Annotated in this window: 27 protein-coding genes; 15 read left to right on the forward strand and 12 right to left on the reverse strand. The window is 65.1% G+C overall.

The genetic code is table 11. The features are described from left to right. Window positions 1-59 precede the first annotated feature (59 nt). Both fadB and fadA read left to right on the forward strand, forming a co-directional pair. Entirely contained in the window at window positions 60-2219 is a 2160-nt protein-coding gene (gene fadB / locus QC821_RS15915) for a fatty acid oxidation complex subunit alpha FadB (protein WP_309723641.1), read from the forward strand. Between the two features lie 27 nt (window positions 2220-2246). Beyond that, on the forward strand, window positions 2247-3425 hold the full coding sequence (gene fadA / locus QC821_RS15920) for an acetyl-CoA C-acyltransferase FadA (RefSeq protein WP_309723643.1): 1179 nt from the start codon (window positions 2247-2249) through the stop codon (window positions 3423-3425). A 76-nt stretch (window positions 3426-3501) separates the two neighbouring features. On the opposite strand, the gene QC821_RS15925 is transcribed toward fadA, so the two are convergent. The 4 genes from QC821_RS15925 to QC821_RS15940 all read right to left on the reverse strand — a co-directional run bounded on the left by QC821_RS15925 (window position 3502) and on the right by QC821_RS15940 (window position 7661). Next, window positions 3502-4533 (reverse strand): TAXI family TRAP transporter solute-binding subunit, encoded by a 1032-nt coding sequence (locus QC821_RS15925; RefSeq protein WP_309723645.1) that lies wholly within the window; start codon window positions 4531-4533, stop codon window positions 3502-3504. A 150-nt stretch (window positions 4534-4683) separates the two neighbouring features. Beyond that, the gene (locus tag QC821_RS15930; RefSeq protein ID WP_309723646.1) at window positions 4684-5145 is read right to left on the reverse strand and encodes a flavodoxin family protein; all 462 of its coding nucleotides are present in this window, start codon (window positions 5143-5145) and stop codon (window positions 4684-4686) included. A gap of 80 nt (window positions 5146-5225) precedes the next feature. Continuing rightward, on the reverse strand, window positions 5226-6674 hold the full coding sequence (locus QC821_RS15935; RefSeq protein WP_309723647.1) for an alanine/glycine:cation symporter family protein: 1449 nt from the start codon (window positions 6672-6674) through the stop codon (window positions 5226-5228). A 99-nt stretch (window positions 6675-6773) separates the two neighbouring features. Then, window positions 6774-7661, reverse strand: a complete 888-nt coding sequence (locus tag QC821_RS15940) for a LysR family transcriptional regulator (RefSeq protein WP_309723649.1) — start codon at window positions 7659-7661, stop codon at window positions 6774-6776. 106 nt (window positions 7662-7767) lie between these two features. On the opposite strand from QC821_RS15940, the gene QC821_RS15945 reads away from it, so the two are divergent. The 6 genes from QC821_RS15945 to QC821_RS15970 all read left to right on the forward strand — a co-directional run bounded on the left by QC821_RS15945 (window position 7768) and on the right by QC821_RS15970 (window position 13639). Beyond that, window positions 7768-8658: a HalD/BesD family halogenase gene (locus QC821_RS15945; RefSeq protein ID WP_309723651.1), complete on the forward strand. Its 891-nt coding sequence runs from the start codon at window positions 7768-7770 to the stop codon at window positions 8656-8658. Window positions 8659-8698: 40 nt separating this feature from the next. After that, the gene (locus QC821_RS15950) at window positions 8699-9982 is read left to right on the forward strand and encodes a M24 family metallopeptidase (RefSeq protein WP_309723652.1); all 1284 of its coding nucleotides are present in this window, start codon (window positions 8699-8701) and stop codon (window positions 9980-9982) included. A 17-nt stretch (window positions 9983-9999) separates the two neighbouring features. After that, the gene (locus QC821_RS15955) at window positions 10000-11502 is read left to right on the forward strand and encodes a CoA-acylating methylmalonate-semialdehyde dehydrogenase (RefSeq protein ID WP_309723654.1); all 1503 of its coding nucleotides are present in this window, start codon (window positions 10000-10002) and stop codon (window positions 11500-11502) included. Between the two features lie 130 nt (window positions 11503-11632). Continuing rightward, window positions 11633-12250, forward strand: a complete 618-nt coding sequence (locus tag QC821_RS15960; RefSeq protein WP_309723656.1) for a LysE family translocator — start codon at window positions 11633-11635, stop codon at window positions 12248-12250. Between the two features lie 78 nt (window positions 12251-12328). Beyond that, window positions 12329-12559 (forward strand): DUF6429 family protein, encoded by a 231-nt coding sequence (locus tag QC821_RS15965; RefSeq protein WP_309723658.1) that lies wholly within the window; start codon window positions 12329-12331, stop codon window positions 12557-12559. Between the two features lie 138 nt (window positions 12560-12697). Then, complete coding sequence (locus tag QC821_RS15970) at window positions 12698-13639, forward strand: PDDEXK nuclease domain-containing protein (RefSeq protein ID WP_309723660.1); 942 nt, start codon at window positions 12698-12700, stop codon at window positions 13637-13639. Between the two features lie 137 nt (window positions 13640-13776). On the opposite strand, the gene QC821_RS15975 is transcribed toward QC821_RS15970, so the two are convergent. Further along, entirely contained in the window at window positions 13777-14331 is a 555-nt protein-coding gene (locus tag QC821_RS15975) for a PadR family transcriptional regulator (protein WP_309723662.1), read from the reverse strand. A 103-nt stretch (window positions 14332-14434) separates the two neighbouring features. Between QC821_RS15975 and QC821_RS15980 the strand changes: the two genes are divergently transcribed. The 4 genes from QC821_RS15980 to QC821_RS15995 all read left to right on the forward strand — a co-directional run bounded on the left by QC821_RS15980 (window position 14435) and on the right by QC821_RS15995 (window position 16682). Next, on the forward strand, window positions 14435-14806 hold the full coding sequence (locus tag QC821_RS15980) for a DUF2306 domain-containing protein (RefSeq protein ID WP_309723664.1): 372 nt from the start codon (window positions 14435-14437) through the stop codon (window positions 14804-14806). Window positions 14807-14921: 115 nt separating this feature from the next. After that, the gene (gene trxC / locus QC821_RS15985) at window positions 14922-15359 is read left to right on the forward strand and encodes a thioredoxin TrxC (protein WP_309723665.1); all 438 of its coding nucleotides are present in this window, start codon (window positions 14922-14924) and stop codon (window positions 15357-15359) included. Window positions 15360-15394: 35 nt separating this feature from the next. Then, on the forward strand, window positions 15395-15769 hold the full coding sequence (locus tag QC821_RS15990; protein WP_309723668.1) for a thiol-disulfide oxidoreductase DCC family protein: 375 nt from the start codon (window positions 15395-15397) through the stop codon (window positions 15767-15769). A 112-nt stretch (window positions 15770-15881) separates the two neighbouring features. Continuing rightward, window positions 15882-16682: a COG3650 family protein gene (locus QC821_RS15995; RefSeq protein ID WP_309723670.1), complete on the forward strand. Its 801-nt coding sequence runs from the start codon at window positions 15882-15884 to the stop codon at window positions 16680-16682. A gap of 3 nt (window positions 16683-16685) precedes the next feature. Here the strand turns inward: QC821_RS15995 and QC821_RS16000 are convergent, their stop codons facing one another. The 3 genes from QC821_RS16000 to QC821_RS16010 all read right to left on the reverse strand — a co-directional run bounded on the left by QC821_RS16000 (window position 16686) and on the right by QC821_RS16010 (window position 18490). Beyond that, the gene (locus tag QC821_RS16000) at window positions 16686-17579 is read right to left on the reverse strand and encodes a complex I NDUFA9 subunit family protein (RefSeq protein ID WP_309723672.1); all 894 of its coding nucleotides are present in this window, start codon (window positions 17577-17579) and stop codon (window positions 16686-16688) included. 2 nt (window positions 17580-17581) lie between these two features. Further along, window positions 17582-18217 (reverse strand): DsbA family oxidoreductase, encoded by a 636-nt coding sequence (locus QC821_RS16005; protein ID WP_309723674.1) that lies wholly within the window; start codon window positions 18215-18217, stop codon window positions 17582-17584. 69 nt (window positions 18218-18286) lie between these two features. Then, window positions 18287-18490 (reverse strand): putative motility protein, encoded by a 204-nt coding sequence (locus QC821_RS16010; protein WP_309723676.1) that lies wholly within the window; start codon window positions 18488-18490, stop codon window positions 18287-18289. 135 nt (window positions 18491-18625) lie between these two features. Here QC821_RS16010 and QC821_RS16015 point away from each other — a divergent pair, with 135 nt between their 5' ends. Continuing rightward, window positions 18626-18982, forward strand: coding sequence for a zinc ribbon domain-containing protein YjdM (locus QC821_RS16015; RefSeq protein WP_309723678.1), 357 nt, complete (start codon window positions 18626-18628; stop codon window positions 18980-18982). A gap of 9 nt (window positions 18983-18991) precedes the next feature. On the opposite strand, the gene QC821_RS16020 is transcribed toward QC821_RS16015, so the two are convergent. Then, window positions 18992-19411 (reverse strand): secondary thiamine-phosphate synthase enzyme YjbQ, encoded by a 420-nt coding sequence (locus tag QC821_RS16020; protein WP_309723679.1) that lies wholly within the window; start codon window positions 19409-19411, stop codon window positions 18992-18994. A 70-nt stretch (window positions 19412-19481) separates the two neighbouring features. Here QC821_RS16020 and QC821_RS16025 point away from each other — a divergent pair, with 70 nt between their 5' ends. Then, window positions 19482-20120, forward strand: a complete 639-nt coding sequence (locus QC821_RS16025) for a hypothetical protein (protein ID WP_309723681.1) — start codon at window positions 19482-19484, stop codon at window positions 20118-20120. Window positions 20121-20188: 68 nt separating this feature from the next. Next, a complete protein-coding gene (locus tag QC821_RS16030; protein ID WP_309723683.1) occupies window positions 20189-20665 on the forward strand; it encodes a YbhB/YbcL family Raf kinase inhibitor-like protein in 477 nt (158 codons plus the stop codon). Window position 20666: 1 nt separating this feature from the next. Here QC821_RS16030 and QC821_RS16035 read toward each other — a convergent pair whose 3' ends face one another. Genes QC821_RS16035 through QC821_RS16045 form a run of 3 tightly spaced genes read right to left on the reverse strand, consistent with a single transcriptional unit; the run spans window position 20667 to window position 23049 of the window. Further along, window positions 20667-21605 (reverse strand): 2-dehydropantoate 2-reductase, encoded by a 939-nt coding sequence (locus tag QC821_RS16035; protein WP_309723685.1) that lies wholly within the window; start codon window positions 21603-21605, stop codon window positions 20667-20669. Window positions 21606-21657: 52 nt separating this feature from the next. After that, complete coding sequence (locus QC821_RS16040) at window positions 21658-22641, reverse strand: PA2778 family cysteine peptidase (protein ID WP_309723686.1); 984 nt, start codon at window positions 22639-22641, stop codon at window positions 21658-21660. A 9-nt stretch (window positions 22642-22650) separates the two neighbouring features. Further along, window positions 22651-23049 carry a PA2779 family protein gene (locus tag QC821_RS16045; protein ID WP_095623354.1) on the reverse strand — a complete coding sequence of 133 codons (399 nt, stop codon included), beginning with the start codon at window positions 23047-23049 and terminating at the stop codon, window positions 22651-22653. Window positions 23050-23069 lie beyond the last annotated feature (20 nt).

The raw sequence follows: 23069 nt of genomic DNA on the forward strand, positions 1-23069 counted from the left end.
CAAGCTGGACCAAGCTGTCTGGCAATCAAACGGCCGTATGAAATCGTGGAGTTTCGCGGATGATCTACCAAGGCAATGCCATTACGGTGGCCAGCAACGGCGATAACATCGCCACTCTGACCTTCGACCTGAAGGACGAGTCCATCAACAAGCTCTCCAGCGCCGTGGTCACGGAGCTGGGCGAGGCGGTCCAGGCGCTGCAAGGCGCCAGCGACATCAAGGGCCTGGTCATTGCCAGCGCCAAGGACGTCTTCATCGTCGGTGCCGATATCACCGAGTTTCACGGCATGTTTGCCAAGGGCGAAGGCCAGATTGCCGAGATGCTCGAGCAGGTGCACGGCATCTTCAACGCCATCGAGGACCTGCCGTTCCCCACCGTCACCGCCATCAATGGCCTGGCGCTGGGCGGCGGCTGTGAGGTCACCCTGACCACCGACTTCCGGGTGATGGGCGACAAGGCCAAGATCGGCCTGCCCGAGACCAAGCTGGGCATCCTGCCAGGCTGGGGTGGCTGCGTGCGCCTGCCGCGTATCGTGGGTGCCGACAACGCCATCGAGTGGATCGCCGGCGGCACCGAGAACCGTGCCGATGCCGCGCTCAAGATAGGCGCGGTGGATGCCGTAGTATCCAACGAGCAGCTGCAAGCGGCGGCGCTGGACATCCTGGCCCGTGCAAACCGTGGCGAACTCGACTACCAGGCGCGCCGCGACGAGAAAACCGGCCCGCTCAAGCTCAACCCCATCGAGCAGATGATGGTCTTCGAGACCGCCAAGGGCTATGTCGCCGGCAAGGCGGGGCCGCACTATCCGGCGCCCATCGAGGCGATCAAGGTGATCCAGAAGGGCGCCGGCGAGGAGCGCGGCCGCGCCCAGGCGATCGAGGCCAAGGCCTTCGCCAAGCTGGCGCTGACCGATGTCTGCTACAACCTGGTGGGGCTGTTCCTCAACGATCAGGTGGTCAAGAAGAAGGCCGGCAAGTACGAAAAGCAGGCCCAGCCGGTCAAGCAGACCGCGGTGCTGGGGGCCGGCATCATGGGCGGCGGCATCGCCTACCAGAGCGCCTCCAAGGGCACGCCGATCCTGATGAAGGACATCAAGGAGGATGCCATCGAGCTGGGCCTCAAGGAGGCACGCAAGCTGTTCGGCAAGCAGGTCGAGCGCAACAAGCTGACCTCCGAGCAGATGGCCGAGAAGCTCTCCAATATCCGCCCGACACTCTCCTACGGCGATTTCGGCCACGTCGACCTGGTGGTCGAGGCGGTGGTCGAGAACCCCAAGGTCAAGGACGCGGTGCTCACCGAAGTCGAGGGGCTGGTGGACGACAAGGCGATCCTCACCTCCAACACCTCGACCATCTCGATCAACCGTCTGGCCGAGAACCTCAAGCGTCCCGAGAACTTCTGCGGCATGCACTTCTTCAACCCGGTGCATCGCATGCCGCTGGTCGAGGTGATCCGCGGCGAGAAGACGAGTGACGCCGCCGTGGCCGCCACCGTGGCCTACGCCCGTGCCATGGGCAAGACGCCGATCGTGGTCAACGACTGCCCGGGCTTCCTGGTCAACCGCGTGCTGTTCCCCTATTTCGGCGGCTTCAGCATGCTGGTCGAGCAGGGCGCCGACTTCCAGCACGTCGACAAGGTGATGGAGAAGTTCGGCTGGCCGATGGGCCCCGCCTACCTGCTCGACGTGGTCGGCATGGATACCGCGGTGCACGCCAACGAGGTGATGGCCGAGGGCTTCCCGGATCGCATGGCTCGCGATGCCAAGACCGCCATTCAGGTGATGTACGAGAATGAGCGCCTGGGCCAGAAGAACGACAAGGGCTTCTACGCCTACGAAGAGGACAAGAAGGGCAAGCCGAAGAAGGTCAGCGACGACGCGGCCTACGCCCTGGTCAAGCAAGTGGTGAAGGAAGACAAGGCGTTCAGCGACGAGGAGATCATCGCGCGCATGATGGTGCCGCTGTGCCTGGAGACGGTGCGCTGCCTGGAGGACGACATCGTCGCCACCCCGGCCGAGGCCGACATGGCGCTGATCTACGGCATCGGCTTCCCGCCGTTCCGCGGTGGCGCGCTGCGCTATATCGACGCCATGGGCGTGGCGGCCTTCGTCGAGCTGGCCGATGGCCTGGCCGCGGAGCTCGGCCCGCTCTACGCGCCCACCGATAAGCTGCGCGAGATGGCCAAGTCCGGCGACACCTTCTACGACAAGAGCGCCTGAGCTCACCACGAACAGGAGTAGTGAAAGATGAGTTTGAATCCGAGAGACATCGTGGTGGTCGACGGCGTACGCACCGCCATGGCCAAGGCCAAGAACGGCGCCTTCCGTCACGTGCGCGCCGAAAACCTGTCTGCCGCGGTGATGCAGGCGCTGTTCGATCGCAACGCCAACCTCGACCCGTCGGAAGTCGACGACGTGATCTGGGGCTGCGTCAACCAGACCCTCGAGCAGTCGATGAACATCGCCCGCAACGCGGCGATCATGACCGGCATCCCGCGTACGGTGCCGGCCCAGACCGTCAATCGCCTGTGTGGCTCATCGATGACCGCACTGCATATCGCGGCGGCCAATATCAAGGCCGGCATGGGTGACTTCTATCTCATCGGCGGCGTCGAGCATATGGAGCACGTGCCCATGGCCCACGGCGTCGACGTCAACCCGGCGGCCAGCAAGTATGCCGCCAAGGCGGCGATGATGATGGGCCTGACCGCCGAGCTGCTGGGCAAGATGCACGGCATCAGCCGCGAGGAGCAGGACAAGTTCGGCGTACGCTCCCACCAGCGCGCCCAGGCGGCGCTGGATGACGGCCGCTTCGACAACGAGATCATCGGCGTCGAGGGGCATGACGGCAACGGCTTCCGGGTGCGGGTCGACCGCGACGAAGTGATTCGCGCCGATGCCAGCCTCGAGTCGATGGCCGGCTTGAAGCCGGTCTTCGATCCGCGCAACGGTACCGTCACCGCGGGCACCTCCTCGGCGCTCTCGGTGGGTGCTTCGGCGATGGCAGTGATGAGCTATGAGCGCGCCCAGGCGCTGGGCCTCGAGCCGATCGCCAAGGTGCTCTCCACCGGCGTGGCCGGCTGCGACGCCTCGATCATGGGCTACGGCCCGGTGCCGGCCTCGCAGAAGGCGCTCAAGGCCGCCGGCCTGACCGCCGACGACATCCAGACCGTCGAGCTCAATGAGGCCTTCGCTGCTCAGGGCCTGCCGGTACTCAAGGACCTCGGTTTCCTCGATGCCATGGACGACAAGGTCAACCTCAACGGCGGCGCCATTGCCCTTGGCCATCCGCTGGGCTGCTCGGGGTCGCGGATCTGCACCACGCTGCTCAACGTCATGCAGCAGCAGCAGACCAGCCTCGGCCTGGCCACCATGTGTATCGGCATGGGGCAGGGCGTGGCGACGGTGTTTGAACGCCTACGCTAAGCGTAACCCACAATAAGCGCTTGAAACGGCACCCTACGGGGTGCCGTTTTGCGTGATGTGTCAGACGCTTGCGTGCTCAGTCTGCGGTGTTGTTGTCAGATTCAGCCTCGTCTTCATCCGCGATCCAGCCCTGCTCGCGGTAGTATCGCAGGGCGCCGTCGTGCAGTGGCGCGGAGAGTCCTTCGCTGATCATTTGCTCCGGGGTCAGTTCGTCAAAGGCTGGGTGATACGCCTTGAGCGTTTCGAGGTCATCGAACACAGCAGCCACCAACTGATAGATCAGCTCATTCTCTGTATTCGCTGAGGCGACCAGGGTGGCGCGCACGCCAAAGGTATGTATTTCCGGTTGATCATCGGCGTAGACCCCCGCTGCAATGGCGGCCGGCGTAAAGTAGGGAAGCGCATCGACCAGCCGATCGATCTCCTCGCCTTCGACATCGACCAGCATCGCATCACACAGGCGGATGGCCTGCGCCACCGAGTCGTTGGGGTGACCCACGGTGTACACCATGGCGTCGACGTTGCCATGGCATAGCTCCAACGACTGCTGGTCGGCCGGTAAGTCGTTGGCCAGGCTGAAGTCATCCAGCGACCAGCCCTTGGCCTCCAGTAGGGTCATCATGGTGCCGCGCTGACCGGAGCCTGGGTTCCCGACGTTGACAGCCCGCTGGTATAGATCGTCGAAGTGTTGGATACCGCTGTCTCTTCGGACGACTAGCGTAAAGGGCTCGCCGTGGAGCGAGAACAGTGAACGCAAGCTGTCATCGGCGCCGATCTCGGCAAAGCCCTGCTCGCCGGTAACGGCATAGTGCTGAAGGTCGGACTGGGCCAGTGCGACGTTGACGACACCCTCGCGCACGTTAGCGAGATTCTCGGCTGAGCCGTCGCTCGTCTGGGCGTCACACGGATTCGTCAGCATGCGGCACAGCGTGCGTCCGGCGAGGTGGTAGACGCCCGCTGGGCTGGCGGTGCCGATGGTGATTCGTGTCTCCTCGGCCTGGGCCACCGGGGGGAGGAGCGTAAAGGCGACCATGCTGGCAGCGATGCAACAGGAGGGTTTCCAGCGCGATGAGCATTTGTCATTCGATGGGCTCAGGACGATAGGCATGGTGAACTCCTGGAGCGGCCATCGGCCTGCCGATAGGCTAGGCGGGTCGAGGGCGAAGTCTTGACATCGTTGGCTGGCGAAGCGAGCGTCTATTCAGAGCATAGTGGGCTCTCGGCGTTTGGGGAAACGCCGTGTCGGCAGTGGTTGGGCTCACAGAATACCGGCATCGAGTCCGGCGGCCAGGCTCATGGCCAGTTCCTCGACCTGCTCGAGGAACGCCTCCTGCCACTCGCCGTGCAGGATCAGCGGCGCCTGCACCCATTTCCAGCCCATGCCGCCGACGATGCCCTCCACCGCGCGGTGGGTGCCGGTGCCGTCGAGGCCGGCGCGCACATAGAGGGCGCAGGGCAGGCCCCGCTTCTCCTCGAGTAGCGGGTAGTAGCTGCGGTCGAAGAAGTCCTTCAGCGCGCCGCTCATGTAGCCGAGGTTCTCGGTGGTGCCGAGCAAGATGGCATCGCAGGCCAGCACGTCCTCGGGACCTGCCTCCAGCGGCGGCTTGACCACGACCTCAACGGCCTCGATCTCGGGGTGGCGTGCACCGCGTTCGGCGGCCTCGCGCAACGCCAGGGTATTGGCGGAGGGGGTATGGGCGACGATCAGCAGGGTTTTCATCCCGCTAGCCTAGCAGCCACGCGGGAATGGCAAAACGCCACGGCGGTTTGCCGTGGCGTTGCGGGCCTGGGGGGCGCGACTCAGCGCTTGGGCCAGGCCTTGGGGTCGACCTTGTCGGCCAGCTTGGGGAAGCGGCTGGGATCGAACACCGGCTCCAGGCCGGCGCTGAGCTGGCGATCGTAGTCGCGCAGCAGGGCGAAGGCGATCGGCGATAGCAGCAGGATCGCTACCAGGTTGATCAGCGCCATCATGCCCATGGACAGGTCGGCGAAATTCCAGATCGCGCCGAGGCTCGCCACCGAGCCCACCATCACCATGGCCAGCACCGCCAGGCGGTAGATCAGCACCGCCAGCGGGGCGCGGCGCCCGGCCAGATACTCGATGTTGGACTCACCGTAGGAGTAGTTGGCGATCACCGAGGTGAAGGCGAACAGCAGGATCGCCACGGCAATGAACATGCTGCCCCACTCGCCGACGTGGCTAGACAGTGCGATCTGGGTCAGCTGGATGCCGTTGGCCTCGTCGCTGGCCATGACGTCCGGTCCGGCCATGATGATGATCGCCGCGGTGGCGGTGCAGATCACCAGGGTGTCGAGAAACACCCCGAGCATCTGGATGAAGCCCTGGGCGGCGGGGTGATTGGGCTTGGTGGTGGCGGTGGCCGCAGCGTTGGGCGCCGAGCCCATGCCCGCCTCGTTGGAGAACAGGCCGCGCTGGATGCCGTTGATGATCGCCTGTGAGACCGCATAGCCGATGGCGCCCCCGGCGGCTTGCTCGAGGCCGAAGGCGCTCCTGATGATGGTCATGAACGCCGCTGGCAGGTCGCTGACGTTGAGCGCCACCACCACCAGTGCCAGCAACAAATAGAGCAGCGCCATCAGCGGCACCACCAGCTCGGCGACGCGGGCGATCGATTTCAGGCCGCCGAAGATAATCGGCGCCACCACCGCCATCAGCATCAGGCCCATGGCCCAGGTCGGAATCGAGAAGGCTTGTTCCATGGCCTGGGCGATGGAGTTGGCCTGGACGCTGTTGAAGGCCAGGCCAAAGGCGATGATCAGGCACACCGAGAAGGCCACCGCCAGCCAGCGCAGCCCCAGGCCGCGCTCGATGTAGCGCGCCGGGCCCCCGCGGAAGGTATTGTCGCCGTGGTCGGTCTTGTAGGCCTGGGCCAGGGTCGACTCGACGAAGCTGGTGGCCATGCCGACCATTGCCGTCATCCACATCCAGAAGATCGCACCGGGACCGCCGAAGTAGATCGCCACCGCCACGCCGGCCAGGTTACCGGTGCCGACCCGCGCCGCCAGGCTGGTGGAGAGCGCCTGAAACGACGAGATACCGCCGCTGGCTTCGCGGGAGTGACGCAGCAGCTTGAACATATGGCCGAAGTAGCGGATCTGGATGCCGCGGGTCATGACCGTGAAATAGAGGCCGGTGCCGATCAGCAGATAGATCAGCACGCTGCCCCATAGCAGGCCATTGCCGGCGTCGACCCATCCGCTGAGAAACCCGGGTAGCGTGAAATTCATGACGCTCGCCTTCCTTTGCTAATGAATGAAAGGGCGACATTCTTCATGCTAGGCAAAAAATCGCAATAGCGTTGGTCTTGATGAGAAACATGAATTTTTTTACGAGGCGTCGCTCGTCACGTACTCCACGCACTCCAGCGACTCGGTGGCAGTGACGATCTGCTCCAGCTCGTCGCAGAAGGCGCTCAATGCTTCACTGGCATGGCCCGGTGTGCGGTGCAGCTCGATGTCGACATGCCCGAGTTCCGGCAGCCCTTCGTCGGCGCCGACGATACGACACCCGTGTGGCACGCTGCGCGGGGTCTTCACCGTCAGCGCCAGGCCGGCCTGCACCGGCAGGTTGATGCCAGTGGGGGACTGGCTCGAGTAGCGCACGTCCCAGCGGCGGTCCTCGCGGCCCAGGGCGGCGAAGGCGTGGGCGCGGAAGATGCAGCCCTCGGGGTTGAGCGCCAGGGGGAGCGTCTCCCAGGCATCGAGCCGCGTGTGCTCGGCGACCACCCACACCAGCGGCTCGCGGCCGAGCAGTTGGCCCGACTGGGTCGGCATATGGCGGATCGCCAATACCACGTCCAGCAGCCCCTCCTGAAAGGCGTGCACCTGGGCGGCGCTGATGTCGCACACCACCTCCAGGCGCACGTCCGGATAGCGCGCGGCGAAACGCGGCAATAGCTCCGGCAGGTAGGTGCTGGCCTGCTCCTCCGAGGTGCCCAGGCGTATCAGCTCGCCCTTGCGCTCGGCGCCCATTACCTGGATCGCTTCATCCTGCAGCTTGAGTATGTGCCGTGCATAGGGCAGCAGGCGGCCGCCGGCCGGGGTCAGGATCACGCTACGGCTGGTGCGCTCGAACAGCGCCTCGCCCATGCGGTCCTCGAGGCGCTTGATCTGCAGGCTTACCGCCGACTGGGTGCGGTGCAGCACCTTGCCGGCGGCACTGAATCCCTCGCATTCGGCGACGGTGACGAAGGCGCGCAGCAGGTCGGTGTCCATGATCTATGAGCTCCTGAAATGCGTTTTATCTTAACCATTCATTTCTATTATCGAACCTGCCTCTCTACCCTGTCCAATACGCTAGCCAATGGCAGGAGTCATCAACATGCACGCCACCGCCCCCCGCAACGACGACAGTTCATTTAACGGCCTCGACGGGCTGATCGACTTGGTCCGCTACCCCATCGAGGACCTCGACAGCGCTGCCGGCAAGGCATTGATCGAGGAGTGCCGCGCCCAGCTCGCCGACGATGGCTGCGTGGTACTCAAGAATTTTGTGCCCGCCGCGGCCCTGGAACGGCTCGAGCGTGAGACCGAACGGCTGTCGCCGGAGGCCCACTACAACCAGACCGAGACCAACCCCTACAACAGCGATGGCGACCCCGAGCTGCCGGCCACGCACCCCAAGAATCGCTTTGACGATCGCACCAACGGCTTCGTCGCCGGCGACCGCATCGGCAGCGAGACCATCATTCGCCAGGTCTACGAGCACGCCGGTTTCCAGCGCTTCATTGCCAGCGTGGTCGGCATGCAGGAGATCCATGAGTACGCCGATCCGCTCGCCGGCCTGGTGATCAACGTGCTGCGCGAGGGTTGCCAGCACCCCTGGCACTACGACACCAACGAATTCATCGTCACCATGATGACTCGTCAGTCCCACGGCGGCGGGCGCTTCGAATACGCGCCCGGCATTCGCAGCCCCGAGGGCGAGAACTTCGCCGCCGTCGAGCGAGTGCTCGACGGCGACCGCGCTCGGCTCACCTCGCTGGCGCTGGAGCCCGGCGACCTGCAGATCTTCTTCGGCCGCTACTCGCTGCACCGCGTGACCCCGGTGGAGGGCGACAAGGAGCGCCATACGGTGATCTTCGCCTATGCCAAGGAGCCCGGTTTCATCGGCCGCCCCGAGCGTGCCCAGCGTATCTTCGGGCGCATGGCGCCGATCCACGAACAGCTCCTGCGCGAAGGCATGACGCGCACCGACAACCTGGCCGATTGAACCCTCGTTTCGAGCCGATCGCACCGCATAGAGAGATTCCATGAGCATAGTAGAATTCGAGAACCTGTCCGATAACGAGCCCGACAAGATCCCGGTGGTGCCTTCGGCGCCGATGGCCAACGGCGACAGCATCCCCACCGCCTTCGACCCCAAGCGGCTGCGCGCCGGGCGCCTGGCGCGCCTGCGCGGCATGATGGCCGAGCAGGGCTATGCCGCGGTGGTGCTGTTCGACCCCTACAATCAGCGCTATGCCACCGGCTCGCGCAACATGTTCGGCTATTTCCTGCGCAACTCCTCGCGCTATATCTACGTGCCGCTGGACGGGCCGATCATCCTCTTCGAATATCCCGGCAGCGCCCACGTCTCCACCTGGCTCGAGACCATCGACGAGGCGCGCACCTCCAAGGTGGTGTGGTCGGCGGTCAACCAGCGCGACAACCTCTCCAGTGACCCCTTCGGCGTCGAGATCGCCGAGCTGATCGAGGCCCATGGTGGCGGCAACAAGAAGATCGGGCTCGACCGCTGCGCGCTCAACCTGGCGCGCTCGCTGGAGGCCCAGGGGCTCGACGTCTACGACTGCATGCAGGACACCCTGCACTGTCGGCGCATCAAGACGCCGGAGGAGATCGCCTGCCTGGCTCAGTCGATGGCCGGCAGCGAGGCCGCGGTGGCCGAGGTGGAAGCCGCCATCAAGCCGGGTATGCGCGAGAACGATCTGTTCGCGATCCTCTACGGCGAGGTAATCCGCCAGGGTGGCGAGTTCATCGAGACCCGGCTGCTGTCCTCGGGGCCGCGCACCAACCCCTGGTTCAATGAAGCCAGCGACCGGGTGATCCGCGCCGGCGAACTGGTCGCGCTGGACACCGACACCATCGGCTGCCACGGCTACTACTCGGACTTCTCGCGCACCTTCCACGTCGGCCCCGGCAGGCCCAGCGGCTATCAGCAGAGCCTCTACCAGATGGCCCATGAGCAGGTGCACCACAACATGGCGATCCTCAAGCCGGGCATGAGCTATCGCGAGATCGCCGAGAAAGCCTGGAAGATCCCCGAGCGCTTCCTCGACCGCCGCTACCCGTCGATCATCCACGGCGTGGGCATGCATGGCGAGACGCCGCTGGTTGCCCACCACATGGATTTCGACCGTTTCTCCAAGGACGGTATCCTCGAGCCCGGCATGGTGGTCTCGGTGGAGAGCTATATCGGTGAGGTCGACGCCGCCGACGGCGTCAAGCTTGAGGAGGAGGTGCTGGTCACCGAGACCGGCATCGAAAAGCTCAGCGGTTATCCCTTCGATGATGTGCTGCTCGGCCGCCACTTTTAATCAGGATTGACCGTTTCATGACTGCTGAATTGCCCGTTGTACCCCACCATATCGGCGGCGAAGCGCTCACCGGCGAGCGACTCATCGACGTGACCAATCCCGCCAGCGGGGCCGCCATTCGCCGTCTGAGCCTGGGGGACGCGACGCTGGTTGCCCGAGCCATCGACGCCGCGCGTGCCGCCCACCCGGCCTGGCGCGACACGCCGCCGGCCAAGCGCGCCCAGGTCATGTTCCGCTTCAAGATGCTGCTCGAACGCGATGCAGAGGCGATCTGCCGACTGATCAGCGAAGAGCACGGCAAGGTGCCGGAAGACGCCATGGGCGAGCTCAAGCGCGGCATCGAGAACGTCGACTACGCCTGCGGCGTGGCGGAGCTGCTCAAGGGCGAGTACTCCCACAATGCCGGGCCGGAGATCGATACCTGGTCGAACCACCAGCCGCTGGGTATCGTTGCTGGCATCACGCCGTTCAACTTCCCGGCCATGGTGCCGCTGTGGATGTATCCCATGGCTATTGCCTGTGGCAACGCCTTTATCCTCAAGCCCTCCGAGCAGGTGCCTTCGGCGGCGATCAAGATGGCCGAGCTGCTCGAGGAGGCCGGCCTGCCGGCGGGGATCTTCAACGTAGTCCATGGTGATCGGGAAGCCGTGGAGGCCCTGATCGATGCCCCGGAGGTGCGCGCGCTGTCGTTCGTCGGTTCTACCCCGGTGGCCAGGGCCATCTATCGCCGCGGCGCCGAGCAGGGCAAGCGCGTCCAGGCGCTGGGCGGTGCCAAGAACCACGCCGTGGTGCTGCCCGACGCCGACCTCGACAACGCCGCCAATACCCTGGTCGGCGCCGCCTTCGGCAGTGCCGGTGAGCGCTGCATGGCGATCTCGGTGGCGGTGTGCGTGGGCGATGCCACCGCCGATGCGCTGGTCGAGAAGCTCGCCGGCCAGGCTCGCGAGCTGAGAATCGGCACGGGCACCGAGCATGGCCTGGACATGGGCGCGCTGATCAACGCCAGCCACCGCGACAAGGTCGCCGGCTATCTCGAGCAGGGCGTAGCGTCTGGCGCCGAACTGCTGGTGGATGGCCGCGAGCATCCGCTGGTGGCAGCCTCGCCAGGCTATTTCCTGGGTGCCAGCCTGTTCGACCGGGTAACGCCGGAGATGAGCATCTACCGCGACGAGATCTTTGGCCCGGTGCTCTGCGTGGTGCGGGTAACGAGCTTCGACGACGCCATCGCGCTGATCAATGCCCATCAGTACGGCAACGGCACCTGCCTGTTCACCGGCGATGGTGAAGCCGCCCGGCGCTTTGCCGATAGCATCGAAGTGGGCATGGTCGGCATCAATGTGCCGCTGCCGGTACCAGTGGCGTTTCACAGCTTCGGCGGTTGGAAGGAGTCGCTGTTCGGCGACCTCCACGCCTACGGCCCCGACGCGGTGCGCTTCTACACTCGCCGCAAGGCGATCTCCCAGCGCTGGCCAAGGCCCCTGCAGCGTGACGGCGCCGATTTCTCCTTTCCCTCGAATTGACTGCTCGCCCCGTACGCTGACAAGCGTGCGGGGCGAACAGCGCCTTACCGATGGCGAGAGTTCCGGACAAGACGTTTCACACGCCGCGTGTTAGCTTTCGGTGTTCCACTGATTTGCCGGCAGGATGCTCATGTCCCTGGAAAGCGCGCTGTTCTATCTCTTTGCCATCTTCGTCTTCGCCGTGACCCCGGGACCCGGGATCTTCGCCTTGCTGGCGCGGGGAATGGCGTCTGGTGCGCGCTCCTGCGTCTCCCTGGCCCTGGGCATGACAGTGAGTGACCTGATCTACCTGCTGCTGGCCTTCTACGGCCTGGCCGCCATCGCCGAGAACTGGAGCGAGGCGTTTACGCTGGTCCGCTATCTCGGCGCTGCCTACCTGTTCTATCTGGGCTGGAAGATGTGGACCGCCCCGGTAAAGGCCGAACCGCTGGCCCCGGAACAGCGGCGCGTGGATGTCGTTAAAGGCTTCCTGCAGGGCTTTCTGATCTCTGCCTCCAATCCCAAGGTGATCCTCTTCTATATCGCTTTTCTGCCTACCTTTATCGATCTTACCGTGCTGGGCAGCGCCGACATGGGGCTGGTGGTCGGCCTCACCTTCATCGGGCTGATGACAGGGCTGATGCTGGTGGCGTCCGGCGCCTCCAGTGCACGCCGCTTTCTGCAGACCGAGCGCGCCATGAAAGGCGCCAATCGCTCCGCCGGCTCGCTGATGGTCGCCGCCGGGGCATTCCTGGTCGCCAAGGGCTGAGGTGGCTTACGCTTGCGTGATCCTTCCGGTGTTGACGAAAATGTGGGTTCAAGCGGATGCCTCACCAGAGGAGCAGCCATGGACGTTGACGAAGATAAGTTTGATGAGGCCGTACTGGCGCTACTGTACTTGACGTTGCACGATCCGGGACGTGCCTGGGAATCCTTCGATTGGGATGCGATGGGAAGGCTGCATGAGAAAAGACTGATCGAAAGCCCGGTAGGTAAAGCAAAGTCTGTGCTGCTCACCGATGAGGGCTTGAAGGAATCCGAACGTTTGTTTCACAAGCTATTCTCAAAAGATGCTTGAGCCTGAGCGTTTTAATGATTAGCGCCCACTGAGCACTCGTTCTTGGCTCGATACGTGCGCTCTACGATCTACCACTACGACATCTTGGTACAGGTACCTGACACGGTATGTGCTGCTAACCGGAAGGATAAGGCTGATATGAGCGACAAGGCGGTCACCGACCCTGCGCTGGTAGCCGAGCTTCGAGAGCTGATAGATGGTGCGCGCCAGCGTGCGGCGGTGGCAATCAATGCCGAGTTGACTCTGCTGTACTGGCAGTTAGGCAGCCGTATTTATCGCGAAATCCTGTGCCAGCAGCGGGCAGATTATGGCGAGGAAAGAGTCTCTGCGCTGCGGAGACAGTTGAGCTGGACCCATATCAAGATCCTGGTCTACCTGGAGGATCCGCTCAAGCGTGAGTTCTATCTGGAGCTGGCTCAGCTCGAGGGCTGGTCGTCTCGGCAGCTTCAGGAGCGTATCCAGTCGATGCTTTTCGAGCGTAGTGCCATCTCGAAGAAGCCCGAAGCGACTATCCGCCGAGAGCTCACTACCTTGCGGGAGGAAGGGCAGGCTTCGCCTGCGTTGCTGCTCAAGGACCCCTATTTGCTTGACTTCCTCGGCCTTAATGACCGCTATCTTGAACGCGATCTAGAAGATGCCATCCTGCGCGAGATCGAACAGTTCCTGCTGGAGTTAGGTGCCGGCTTCACTTTCGTAGGGCGCCAGCAGCGCATCCAGATCGACGACGAAGATTTTTACATCGACCTACTGTTCTACAACCGTAAGCTGAAGCGGTTAGTGGCCATCGATCTCAAGCTCGGGCGCTTCAAGGCCGAGTACAAGGGCCAGATGGAACTCTACCTGCGCTGGTTGGCCCGCCATGAACAGGAGGTCGGCGAGAACCCGCCGCTGGGAATCATTCTCTGTGCTGGCAAGCAGCGCGAGCAAATCGAACTATTGGAACTGGACAAGAGCGGCATCCATGTAGCCGAATACTTAACAGTACTGCCGTCTAGAGAGATCCTGGAGGCCAAACTGCATCAATCCATGGTCGCTGCCAGGGCGCGGCTGCTGGGAAGCGAGGGCGAACCAAGGAATTGACCTGGCAAATTGAGCAGTACCCACAATCTTTCTGCGAGTATTCTGTTGGGAGCAAAGAGTTGGATGATGCATGACCTTGGCGCCAGAAAGGTCTTACTCTGAGGATTACGAACCAGGGTTAAGAGCACCACGCCGTTTCACTGAGCGTGAGAGCCGCTGACGCACTCTCCTTCCGCCTGTACCTCCTCGATCCACGCCAGCCAGGCCTCAGTCAGTCGCTGGCCGAGTCTTAGTGTGTGCCAGGGCGCGCGCTCGGCTGGTGTTAGCCCCTGTGGGTCGCTGAACCACTCCTGTTCGATGGCCGCATAGGCCTGCATACGTTCTTCAAGCTGTTCCTGCAGAGCGACGAGCTCCTGCTGGCGGGCGTCGGCCGGCCAGGCGTCCCAGGCGAAGAACTTGGCGAACAGTGGCTGGCGTACGGGGCTGGGGCCGAGGGGGACAGCCAGCCAGGCATCGAGTTCGGCGCGCCCGCTGGCGGTGATGCAGTAGACCTTGCGGTCGGGGCGCTCGGCCTGGGGCACGGTCTCGCAGTCGAGCAGCCCTGCGCCGCGCATCTTGTCGAGTTCACGGTAGATCTGCTGGTGGCTGGCCTGCCAGACGTGGGCGAGGCCGGCCTTGAAGCGCTGCAGTACGTCGTAACCGGTTCCGGGTTCGCGTTGCAGGGTGATCAACAGAACGGCGCGTAGTGACATGCTTGCCTCTGGTTCGGCTTGATATGTGCATAGTTGCATATCAGGTCGGCGTTGACTAGCATTATGCAACTAGTTGCATTTATGCGGGCGGTCCGGAGGCAACATGACGCTGACGCTGCATCTCACTTCTTCTCTGCTTGCGCTGGGGGTGGGCGCCCTGGTGCTATGTCTGCGCAAGGGCACGCCGTGGCATCGTTCGTTGGGCGTGGTATGGGTCGCTGCCATGGCGCTATCAGCGCTCAGTTCATTCTGGCTGGGCGGTGGAGTGCTACCGCTGGTGGGGCACTTGGGGCCGATACACCTGCTCTCGGCATGGGTGCTGGTGGCGCTGACGGTGGCCGTCGCGACAATCGTTCGCGGCCAAGTGCAACGGCACCGCGAGTGGATGCTGGGCGCCTACCTGGGGCTGCTGGGTGCCTTCGCCGGCACCCTGATGCCTGGGCGATGGCTGTCGACGCAGTTGGGGCTGTGGTGATGGCATGCAGGCTTAACCTGGATTATCGAAGCGAGTTACCCATGTCGTGATAGCCTGACGGCAGTGCCTCAGTGCCGGCTATTCTCGCCGGCAGTGGTATGGATGGAGTCTCCCAATGAGCGATGCCTTTACCCTCGGTTGCCCCCACTGCCTGGCGATCAATCGCGTCAGTCCCGCCCGCCTGAGCGATGCGCCCAAGTGCGGCAAATGCAAGCAGCTGTTGCTGAGTCGCGAGCCGCTGGCGCTCACGGCGGCAAGCTTCTCGGCACTGGTCGAGCGCAGCAGCCTGCCGGTGGTCGTCGACTTCTGGGCCAGCTGGTGCGCCCCATGCAAGATGATGGAGCCGATTTTCGCCGAGGTTGCTCGCGACCTGACAGCCCACATACGCTTTGCCAAGCTGAATACCGAACAGGAGCGCTCGCTGGCCGGTCGCTTCGGCATCCGCAGCATTCCCACGCTGATCGTGTTCCGCGATGGCTACGAAGTGGCCCGTCAGCCTGGGCTGCTGAATGGTGCGCAGCTGCGTGAGTGGCTGCAGCCCCACCTGGTATGACGGCTGCCCCACGGGCATCGAGCAGGGAGAATATCGTGTCGCCAACAGGCTCGCTCAAGGTCTATTACGATGGCGTCTGCCCCGGTTGCCGCCGCGACCGAGCTCGCTATGAACGCTGGGCTGGTGAGGCGGGCGAGCAGGTCACCTGGTGCGATGTGACCACCTATCAGCAGACGCTGCGCGACAAGGGCATCGATCCCCAGGCGGCGCTGCTGTCGCTGCACGTGGAGGACCATACGGGGCGCATCGTCGACGGCATCGATGCCTATGTGCTGCTGATGCAGCGCGTGCCGCGCCTCAAACCGCTGGCCTGGTTGATGGGTCTGCCGGGCGTCAAGGCGCCGCTGACCTGGTGTTACGACCGCTGGGTGCGCAGACGCCTGGCCCGTGAGGGGCGACTGCCGGATTGATCGCGAAGCGCTTCGCACAGATACCCAACCCCGTGCTCATGCCGCGTTGTCAGATGCGGTATCCTGAGGGCTCTCGCTGCGGCGGGAGACGGCAATCACCAGGAGCACGAGCGTGAGCAAGACATTACGGATGATCGGGGCGTCGCTGCTGTTGGCGGGCCTGAGTGCCTGCGGTGGCGAGCAGGATGGCGAAACCCGAAACGCCACCGAGCAGCCCGACCTGAGCCGCGACTATGCGGCACTCGTGGGCGAATGGCGGCTGGTGGACTTCCATCAACCCGGCGTCAGTGCCATGAGCGAGGAACAGGCCGACAGCTGGCTGGGGGCCCGGCTGCGCATCAGCGACGACTGGTTCGCCCTCGGCGAGCACTACTGTGAGTCGCTGACCCATATCGGCGAGGTGCTGCCGGTCAACCAGGTTCGCGATGACTTCCGCCTCCAGGCGGGCGACCTGGCGCCTTTCGAAGGGCGGGAGCAGGTGGCGCGGCATCGCCTCGACTGTGAGGACGGCGAGTGGCCGACCCTGGGCGGCACGCTGCTGATGCTAGATGACACGCGTGCACTCGCTCCCTGGGATGGCGTGTTCTTCGAGCTGGAGCGTGACGACGGCTTCCGCGCCACCGGTACCGAGCCTGCCTGGAACCTGGCCATCAGCGCAGAGGGCATGCGTCTCTCGGTGCCGTTCGACGACCGCGATGTGCGCACTGCGCTGCCCGAGCCGGAGGACGGACCCCAAGAGGGATCGCGGGTCTATCACGCCACTACCGAGGGCAACTATCTGCGCGTCGTGATCAGCCCCGAGGCGTGTCGCGACAGCATGAGCGGCGCACCCTTCGAGACGTCGGTGCGGGTGACCCGCGATGGCGAGGTGTTCCGGGGCTGTGGCGGTGCCATGCCGACGCTGTCACCGTGAGGGTCAGCGTAGCGTCTCGAGGGTCTGGTGCAGCGAGCGAGGCAGGATGCCAAGGTCTTCGCAGCGCCCGGTGTCGGCGCCAACCACGTTGTCCTGCTGCATCAGCAGCACCTGGTCGCGGGTCAGCGGTGGATTGGGTAGCCAGCCGGTCACCGCGGCCAGCAGCCGCCAGGCGACGAAGGGGAGCGGTAGCAGCGTTCGATGCCGCCCCTGGCAGTGCATCACCCGCTCGAGGATCTCGCGGTAGCTGAGTACCTCGGGGCCGCCCAGCTCGAACAGCCGCCGCGCCGGTGGGGAGGATGAGAACAGCCGCCCCACGGCGCGGGCCAGATCGTCGACATGCAGCGGCTGCAGGCGTGTCTCGCCGCGGCCGAACAGGGGAATCAGCGGCAGTCGCGTCAGGCCCTGCAGGGCGGTGAGGAAGGCGTCATCCGGCCCGAACAGCACGCTGGGGCGCAGGATCGTCGCCTTGGGGAAGTGCTCGAGTACGGCATGCTCGCCGGCGGCGCGAGCGCGGACATAGGCCGAGGGGGAGTCGAGGCTGGCGCCGATCCCGGAGAGCTGCACCAGGGTGCTGATACCGCTCTGCTGCGCCAGGCATGCGAGTCGCGCCGCACCTTCGACATGTACCGACTGAAAGCTTGCGCCGCGGGATTCCACATAGCAGCTCACCGCATTTACTACACCCCTGGCACCCTCCAGCGCTGCGGCGAGGCTCACCTCATCGTGGATATCGGCGTGCACCAGCCCAAGCGGATCGCTCGCGTCGTGCCACTCGGGCAGCGCGGGGTGGCGCGCGGCAAGGCGGACGCGATGCCCGCGCTCGACCAGCTCGCGGACGATGGCGCGGCCGACAAAGCCGGTCCCGCCGAGCACGAGGATCGGACGCGGCGCCATGCTCAGCGCTGCTGGGCCAGGTCCAGCAGGCGCTCCACCGCCAGCAGCAGCTGTCGGCGCGGCTGGGCGCCTTCCAGGATGCCGGCGTGTTCGCCGTTCAAGGCGAAACGCAGGCCGGGCACCCCCTGAATCCCGAGCTCCCCTGCGGCATGCTGATCGTCGAGCACCTGTTGGCGATAGCGCCCCTCGTCCAGCGCCTGGCGCAGGCCGTCGCTATCGAGTCCCAGCGAACCGGCGGTTGCGCAGAGTGCTTCGCCATCGGCCAGGTCGAGGCTGTCTTCGAAGAAGCCGCGAAACAGCGCGTGGCGCAGCGTGGCGGCGGCCTCGCGCGACTGGTCGGCTGCCCAGGCGCTGGCTTCATGCGCCAGCCGCGAGCGCGGTTGCAGGCGCGGCAGGCGCAGCGTCATGCCACGCTCCTTGGCCATGGGGTAGACGGCGCGCGACCAGATATCGTGCAGGTAGTCGCCGTCGGGGTCGAGGGTCGGCGCCGGCGCGGGGCGCAGCTCGAAGGCGCGCCAGCGGATCGTCAACTGGTCGCCGAAGCGGGCGCTCAGGGCGTCGAGCTCGGGCTCTTCCAGGTAACAGAAGGGGCACACATAGTCGCTGAAGACATCAAGGGTAAGCGGTGTTGCGGTCATGACGGGCTCACACGAAAACGAGCCGCCGGCAGTACCGGGGCTCGAGGGGATGAACAGGCGTTGGGCGGGTCAGGCGATGGTGTTGATCAAGGTGCCGATGTGCCCTTCGCTGGCCAGCTGGGGGTCTGCCGAGGCCGACTCCATCAGCGCGGTGACCTGCTGCTGCTGTGTATCCAGAGCCTCACGAAACACCTGCATCTGCGCGTGCTGGGCGGCCTGGGCCTGCTGCAGCACCAGCGACTCGCTTACGACGCTATTGACGGCGGGATCCATCCGCTTACCTCCCATGCAATGAATATGCGTCCAACCTAGCAGCCCCGCCAGCCGCTTGCAAAGGCGGCAGTGGAGCCTTGCCCCTCGGCGGTGTAGGCTTGCGGGCTTTTGCCATCCCTATCATCAGGAGCCCGCATGAGCGATCTGCCCAACTGTCCGGCCTGTGCGTCGGAGTTTTCCTACCATGACGGCATCCAGTACGTGTGCCCCGAGTGCGGCCATGAATGGATGCCTGGCGATGACGCGGCGGCAGGCCAGGACGATGCGCTGGAAGCCCGCGATGCCCATGGCAATCCGCTGGCCGACGGCGACAGCGTGACGGTGATCAAGGACCTCAAGGTCAAGGGCTCCTCCTCGGTGATCAAGGTCGGCACCAAGGTCAAGAGCATCCGCCTGATCGAGGGTGACGCCGAGGGCGGCCACAACCTCGACTGCAAGGTAGAGGGGATCGGGGCGCTGAAGCTCACCTCGAAGTTCGTCAAGAAGGCCTGAACGGTCTGGCTACTCGCCCTGCAGCGTGGCGATGAGGCGCCGTGGCCCGCCCTGGTCACGGTGCTCGCCGAGCCAGATGCCCTGCCAGGTGCCGGTGGCCAGGCGCCCGCCGCGCACCGCCAGGGTCAGCTGGGTGCCGAACAGGCTGGCGGCAACGTGGGCGGGCATGTCGTCGGGGCCTTCGAGCGTATGCCGAAAGTAGGGCAGGTCGCCGGGCACCAGGCGCCGCAGGAAAGCGTCCATGTCGTGACGCACGTCGGGGTCGGCGTTCTCGTTGAGCGTCAAGGACGCCGAGGTGTGCAGCAGTTGCAGGTGCAGCAGCCCAACCTCGCAATCGCCCAGTGCCGGGATAGCGGCGACCACCTCGTCGCTGATCAGATGAAAGCCGCGAGCGCGTGGGTCCAGGCGAATCTCCGTTTGTTGCCACATGCTGGTTTCCTCCTGGGTGGGATGGAGCCTATGGTAATAGCACAGGCAACATCGCGTCAGGAGGACACCGATGGCAATGACGCCGATTCACCATGAAGTGGGCCACGCTGATTCCCTCGCCGAACGGATTCTGGTTGAGGCCCTCGAGATGGCCGAAGAGAAGGGCTGGGAGGGCGTCGAGCTGACCCGCGTGGCGGCAGCGCTGGAGATACCGGCCGCCGCAGTGCTCGACCACTACCGCGATCTCGACGCCGTGGCCGACGCCTGGTTCCTGGGCGGCTGGCGCGCCATGCTCGCCGAGAAGCCCGACGGGTTTGCCGATTGGGCGGCCCGCGAGCGTATCGAGCACTGCCTGCTGGCCTGGTTCGATGCACTGGCGGCGCATCGCCGCGTCAGCGTCGAGATGCTGCGCAGCAAGGCACACCCGCCACACCTGCATACCTGGGTGCCGATGGTTTTCGATCTCTCGCGAACCGTACAGTGGCTGCGCGAGGCGGCGATGCTCGAGGCGCCGTACGGTTCGCGCCGCGCCCAGGTCGAGGAGATCGGCCTGACGGCGCTGTTGGTTGCCACGCTGCGGATCTGGGCCAATGACGAGACGCCGGGCCAGCAGGAGACCCGCGACTACCTCGACAGGCGCCTGCGGCGCGCCGAGAGCGTGCTGCTGCGGTGCTGGGGTGTGTCCGCCAGCCGCCCCTCTGAGCGTTGACAGTCATCTAGGCTTCTTCGATGCTGAACCCCCATGATATTGATGCGATAGCAAGGAGGACGACCACGATGGCATTTGCACCCTCGACCATGCAGTTAGAGAGTTCGGCCTTTACCCATCATGGCAAGATTCCCAGCAAGTACACGGGTGAGAGCGACAACGTCTCGCCGGCACTGAGTTGGTCAGGCGCGCCGCAGGGCACACGGGGCTATGCGCTGATCTGCCACGATCCGGATGCGCCGCTGGTGAAGGAGGGGCAGTACGGCTTCGTGCACTGGGTGCTGTATAACCTGCCGGCCTCGGTGACCTCGCTGGAGGAAGCCACCGACAGCGGTACTGTCGGGGTCAACGACGGTGGGGGCGACGGCTACATGGGGCCGATGCCCCCGGAAGGGCATGGCCTGCATCTCTACTATTTCTGGGTGCTGGCGCTGGACGCCGAGCTCGAGCTGCCCGCCGGGCTGACGCTCAGCCAGCTGCTCGAGAAGGTCGAGCCGCACCTGCTGGGCATGAACCGCCTGGTCGGCACTTACCAGCGCGACTGAGTCATTTAGCCCCGGCCTCCCGGGCCGCTAGCTCCTGGGGCAGCAGCGCGGCGTGGATCACCCGGTTGACCGGGGTGGCCACGTCGAGCTCGATCCCCAGGCGCACCACCGCCCCGTTCTGCGACTCCAGCTCTGACGGCCGCCCGTCGACGATGTCGCGCTGCATGGAGGCGGTGCTCTTCTCTGGCAGGGCATCGATGAATTTCATCGCCCGCGCCACGGCGTCGTCGGGCAGCGCGACGCCCTTGGCCACTCCCACTCGATAGATCTCCTCGAGCACCGACTCGATCAGCGCGCGGCTGTCGGGCAGGCGGCGGGTCACGCCGATCGGTGCCCGGCTGATGCTGCCGATGCCGCTCATGGCACAGATGAACAGGAACTTGCTCCAGATCGCCACCTGGATGTCCTCGGCAACCTCGGCGGTGATGCCTTCCGCACCTGCCAGGCACTCGCGGATGGCGGCCACCCGCTCGCTCTTGCGGTTGTCGAGTTCGCCGAGGCGAATGAAGGGCTCGATGCCGGCGTGGCGGATCACCCCGGGGGCCTCGCGCCAGGCAAGGATGCCGCAGAGGCCGCCGATGACTCTATCGGCGCCAACCTCGCGGGCCAGATGGTCGGCGGCCTCGACGCCGTTCTCGAGGGGCAGCACGCAGGTATCCGGGCCGAGCAGCGGTGCCATGGCGGCTGCGGCGTCGGCCACCTGCCAGGCCTTTACGGCAACGATCACCAGGTCGACCGGTCCGACGCTCGCCGGATCTTCGCTGGCCTGGGCCGGGACGACGTGGAAATCGCCGTGGATACTGTGCACCTTGAGGCCATCACGCTGGATGGCGGCCAGATGCTCACCGCGGGCGATGAAGGTAACGTCTTCGCCTGCGGCGGCCAGGCGGCCGCCGAAGTAGCCGCCAACGCCGCCGGTGCCGTAGATCGCGATGCGCATGGGGGTCTCCTGAGTGGTGCGGCCGCTCGTCGGTGGCCGCGGGTGGTAGGGGTCAGTCGTTGAAACGGGTAAGCGCCTGCTCGGCGTCGTCCTGCCAGCGGCTGGGCAGGCTGGCGGCCTGCTGCAGCGCCCGATGCGCTTCGCTGCGCTGGCCGAGTCCCTCCAGGGTCAGCCCCAGGTTGAGCCAGGCCACGGCCAGGTCCGGCTGGCGCTCGGTGGCATGCTGGAAAGCATCGGCAGCGTCCTCCGGGCGGCCGGCGCCATACTCGGCATTGCCCAGCGCAAACCAGGCCATGGCGTCCTGTGGCCAGCGCTCGGTTACCGAGCGCCAGGCAGGCAGCGCCGCCTCGGCGTCGTTGGCCTGCTCGAACGAGGCGATGGCATCCATGGCGCGGCGCGGCCCTACGCTGACCGGCAGTTCACCGGGGGGCAGGGCGACCATCGCCCAGCGCTCGCTGCGCGCCCAGGTAGCATCGAAGCGGCGGAACGACTCCAGCCGGTTGGCTTCCTCGCCGCTGTGCAGCGTCAGCAGCTGTTCGTCGAGGTCGTAGCCGATTGCCACCGCGTAGTGCCACATCGGCCAAAGCGGCAGCGACAGGTTCTGCATTACCACCACCGGATGGCCAGCATCGAGCTCCTCGAGCAGTGACGTGAAGTTGCCGTCGAGCACGAAGCTTACGCGGTCGTAGCGGCGCACCGTCGACTGCATCTCGGGCTGCACGCTGCCGTCGCGATTGGGCAGGAAGACCTGGGGAATCAGGGTGTCGACGCTGACATCGACGTCGGAATAATTGAGCACCATGGCCAGTGACGCGGGGCCGCACTGATAGTCGCGCTGGGCGTGGAAGGGCACGCCATCGATATAGGTGTGCTCGGCGACCCCCATTTCGACGGGGCTGGCCAGGCGCGGCCCGGTGGCGCAGCCGCTGAGCAGCAGGAAGGCAGCCATCAACAGCAGAACGCCCGCAGTGCGGGCGTTCCATGCTTGCCGTTCCGACTGCTGTCGCGGCGCTTGCCGTTCAAGCAGATGAGACATGCGGCTGCCTCAGCGAGTGAACGGGAAGACGTTGGTCAGGCCGAGCAGATCGGTGACCAGCAGCAGTACGAAGATGAAGACCAGCGCTCCAACCACGCTGGCACCGGCCGGCAGGTCGTCGAGCTGTTCGGCCATCTGGCGCACTTCGGCGTCGGACAGGGCAGCCACGCGGGCTTCGACGTCGGCTGGATCGACTCCCTGGGCGACCAGCTGATCCTGCACATCCTGGCGGGAGAGCATTTCGTTGATGCGTTCGCGGTCAGCGCTGACCTGATCGGCGCTCAGGGCATCCTGAGTGGTGACCAGTGAGTTGGCCGGCGCGGCCTGCGGCGCAGCCGCAACCGGCAGGCTGCCGAGGACCAGGAAGGCGATCAACAGCGGGCTGAGGACTCGAGAGAGCTTCTTCATCATGGGTAGGTTCCTTTCTT

The sequence above is a fragment of the Franzmannia qiaohouensis genome (genome assembly GCF_031451695.1).
GTDB lineage: Bacteria > Pseudomonadota > Gammaproteobacteria > Pseudomonadales > Halomonadaceae > Franzmannia > Franzmannia qiaohouensis.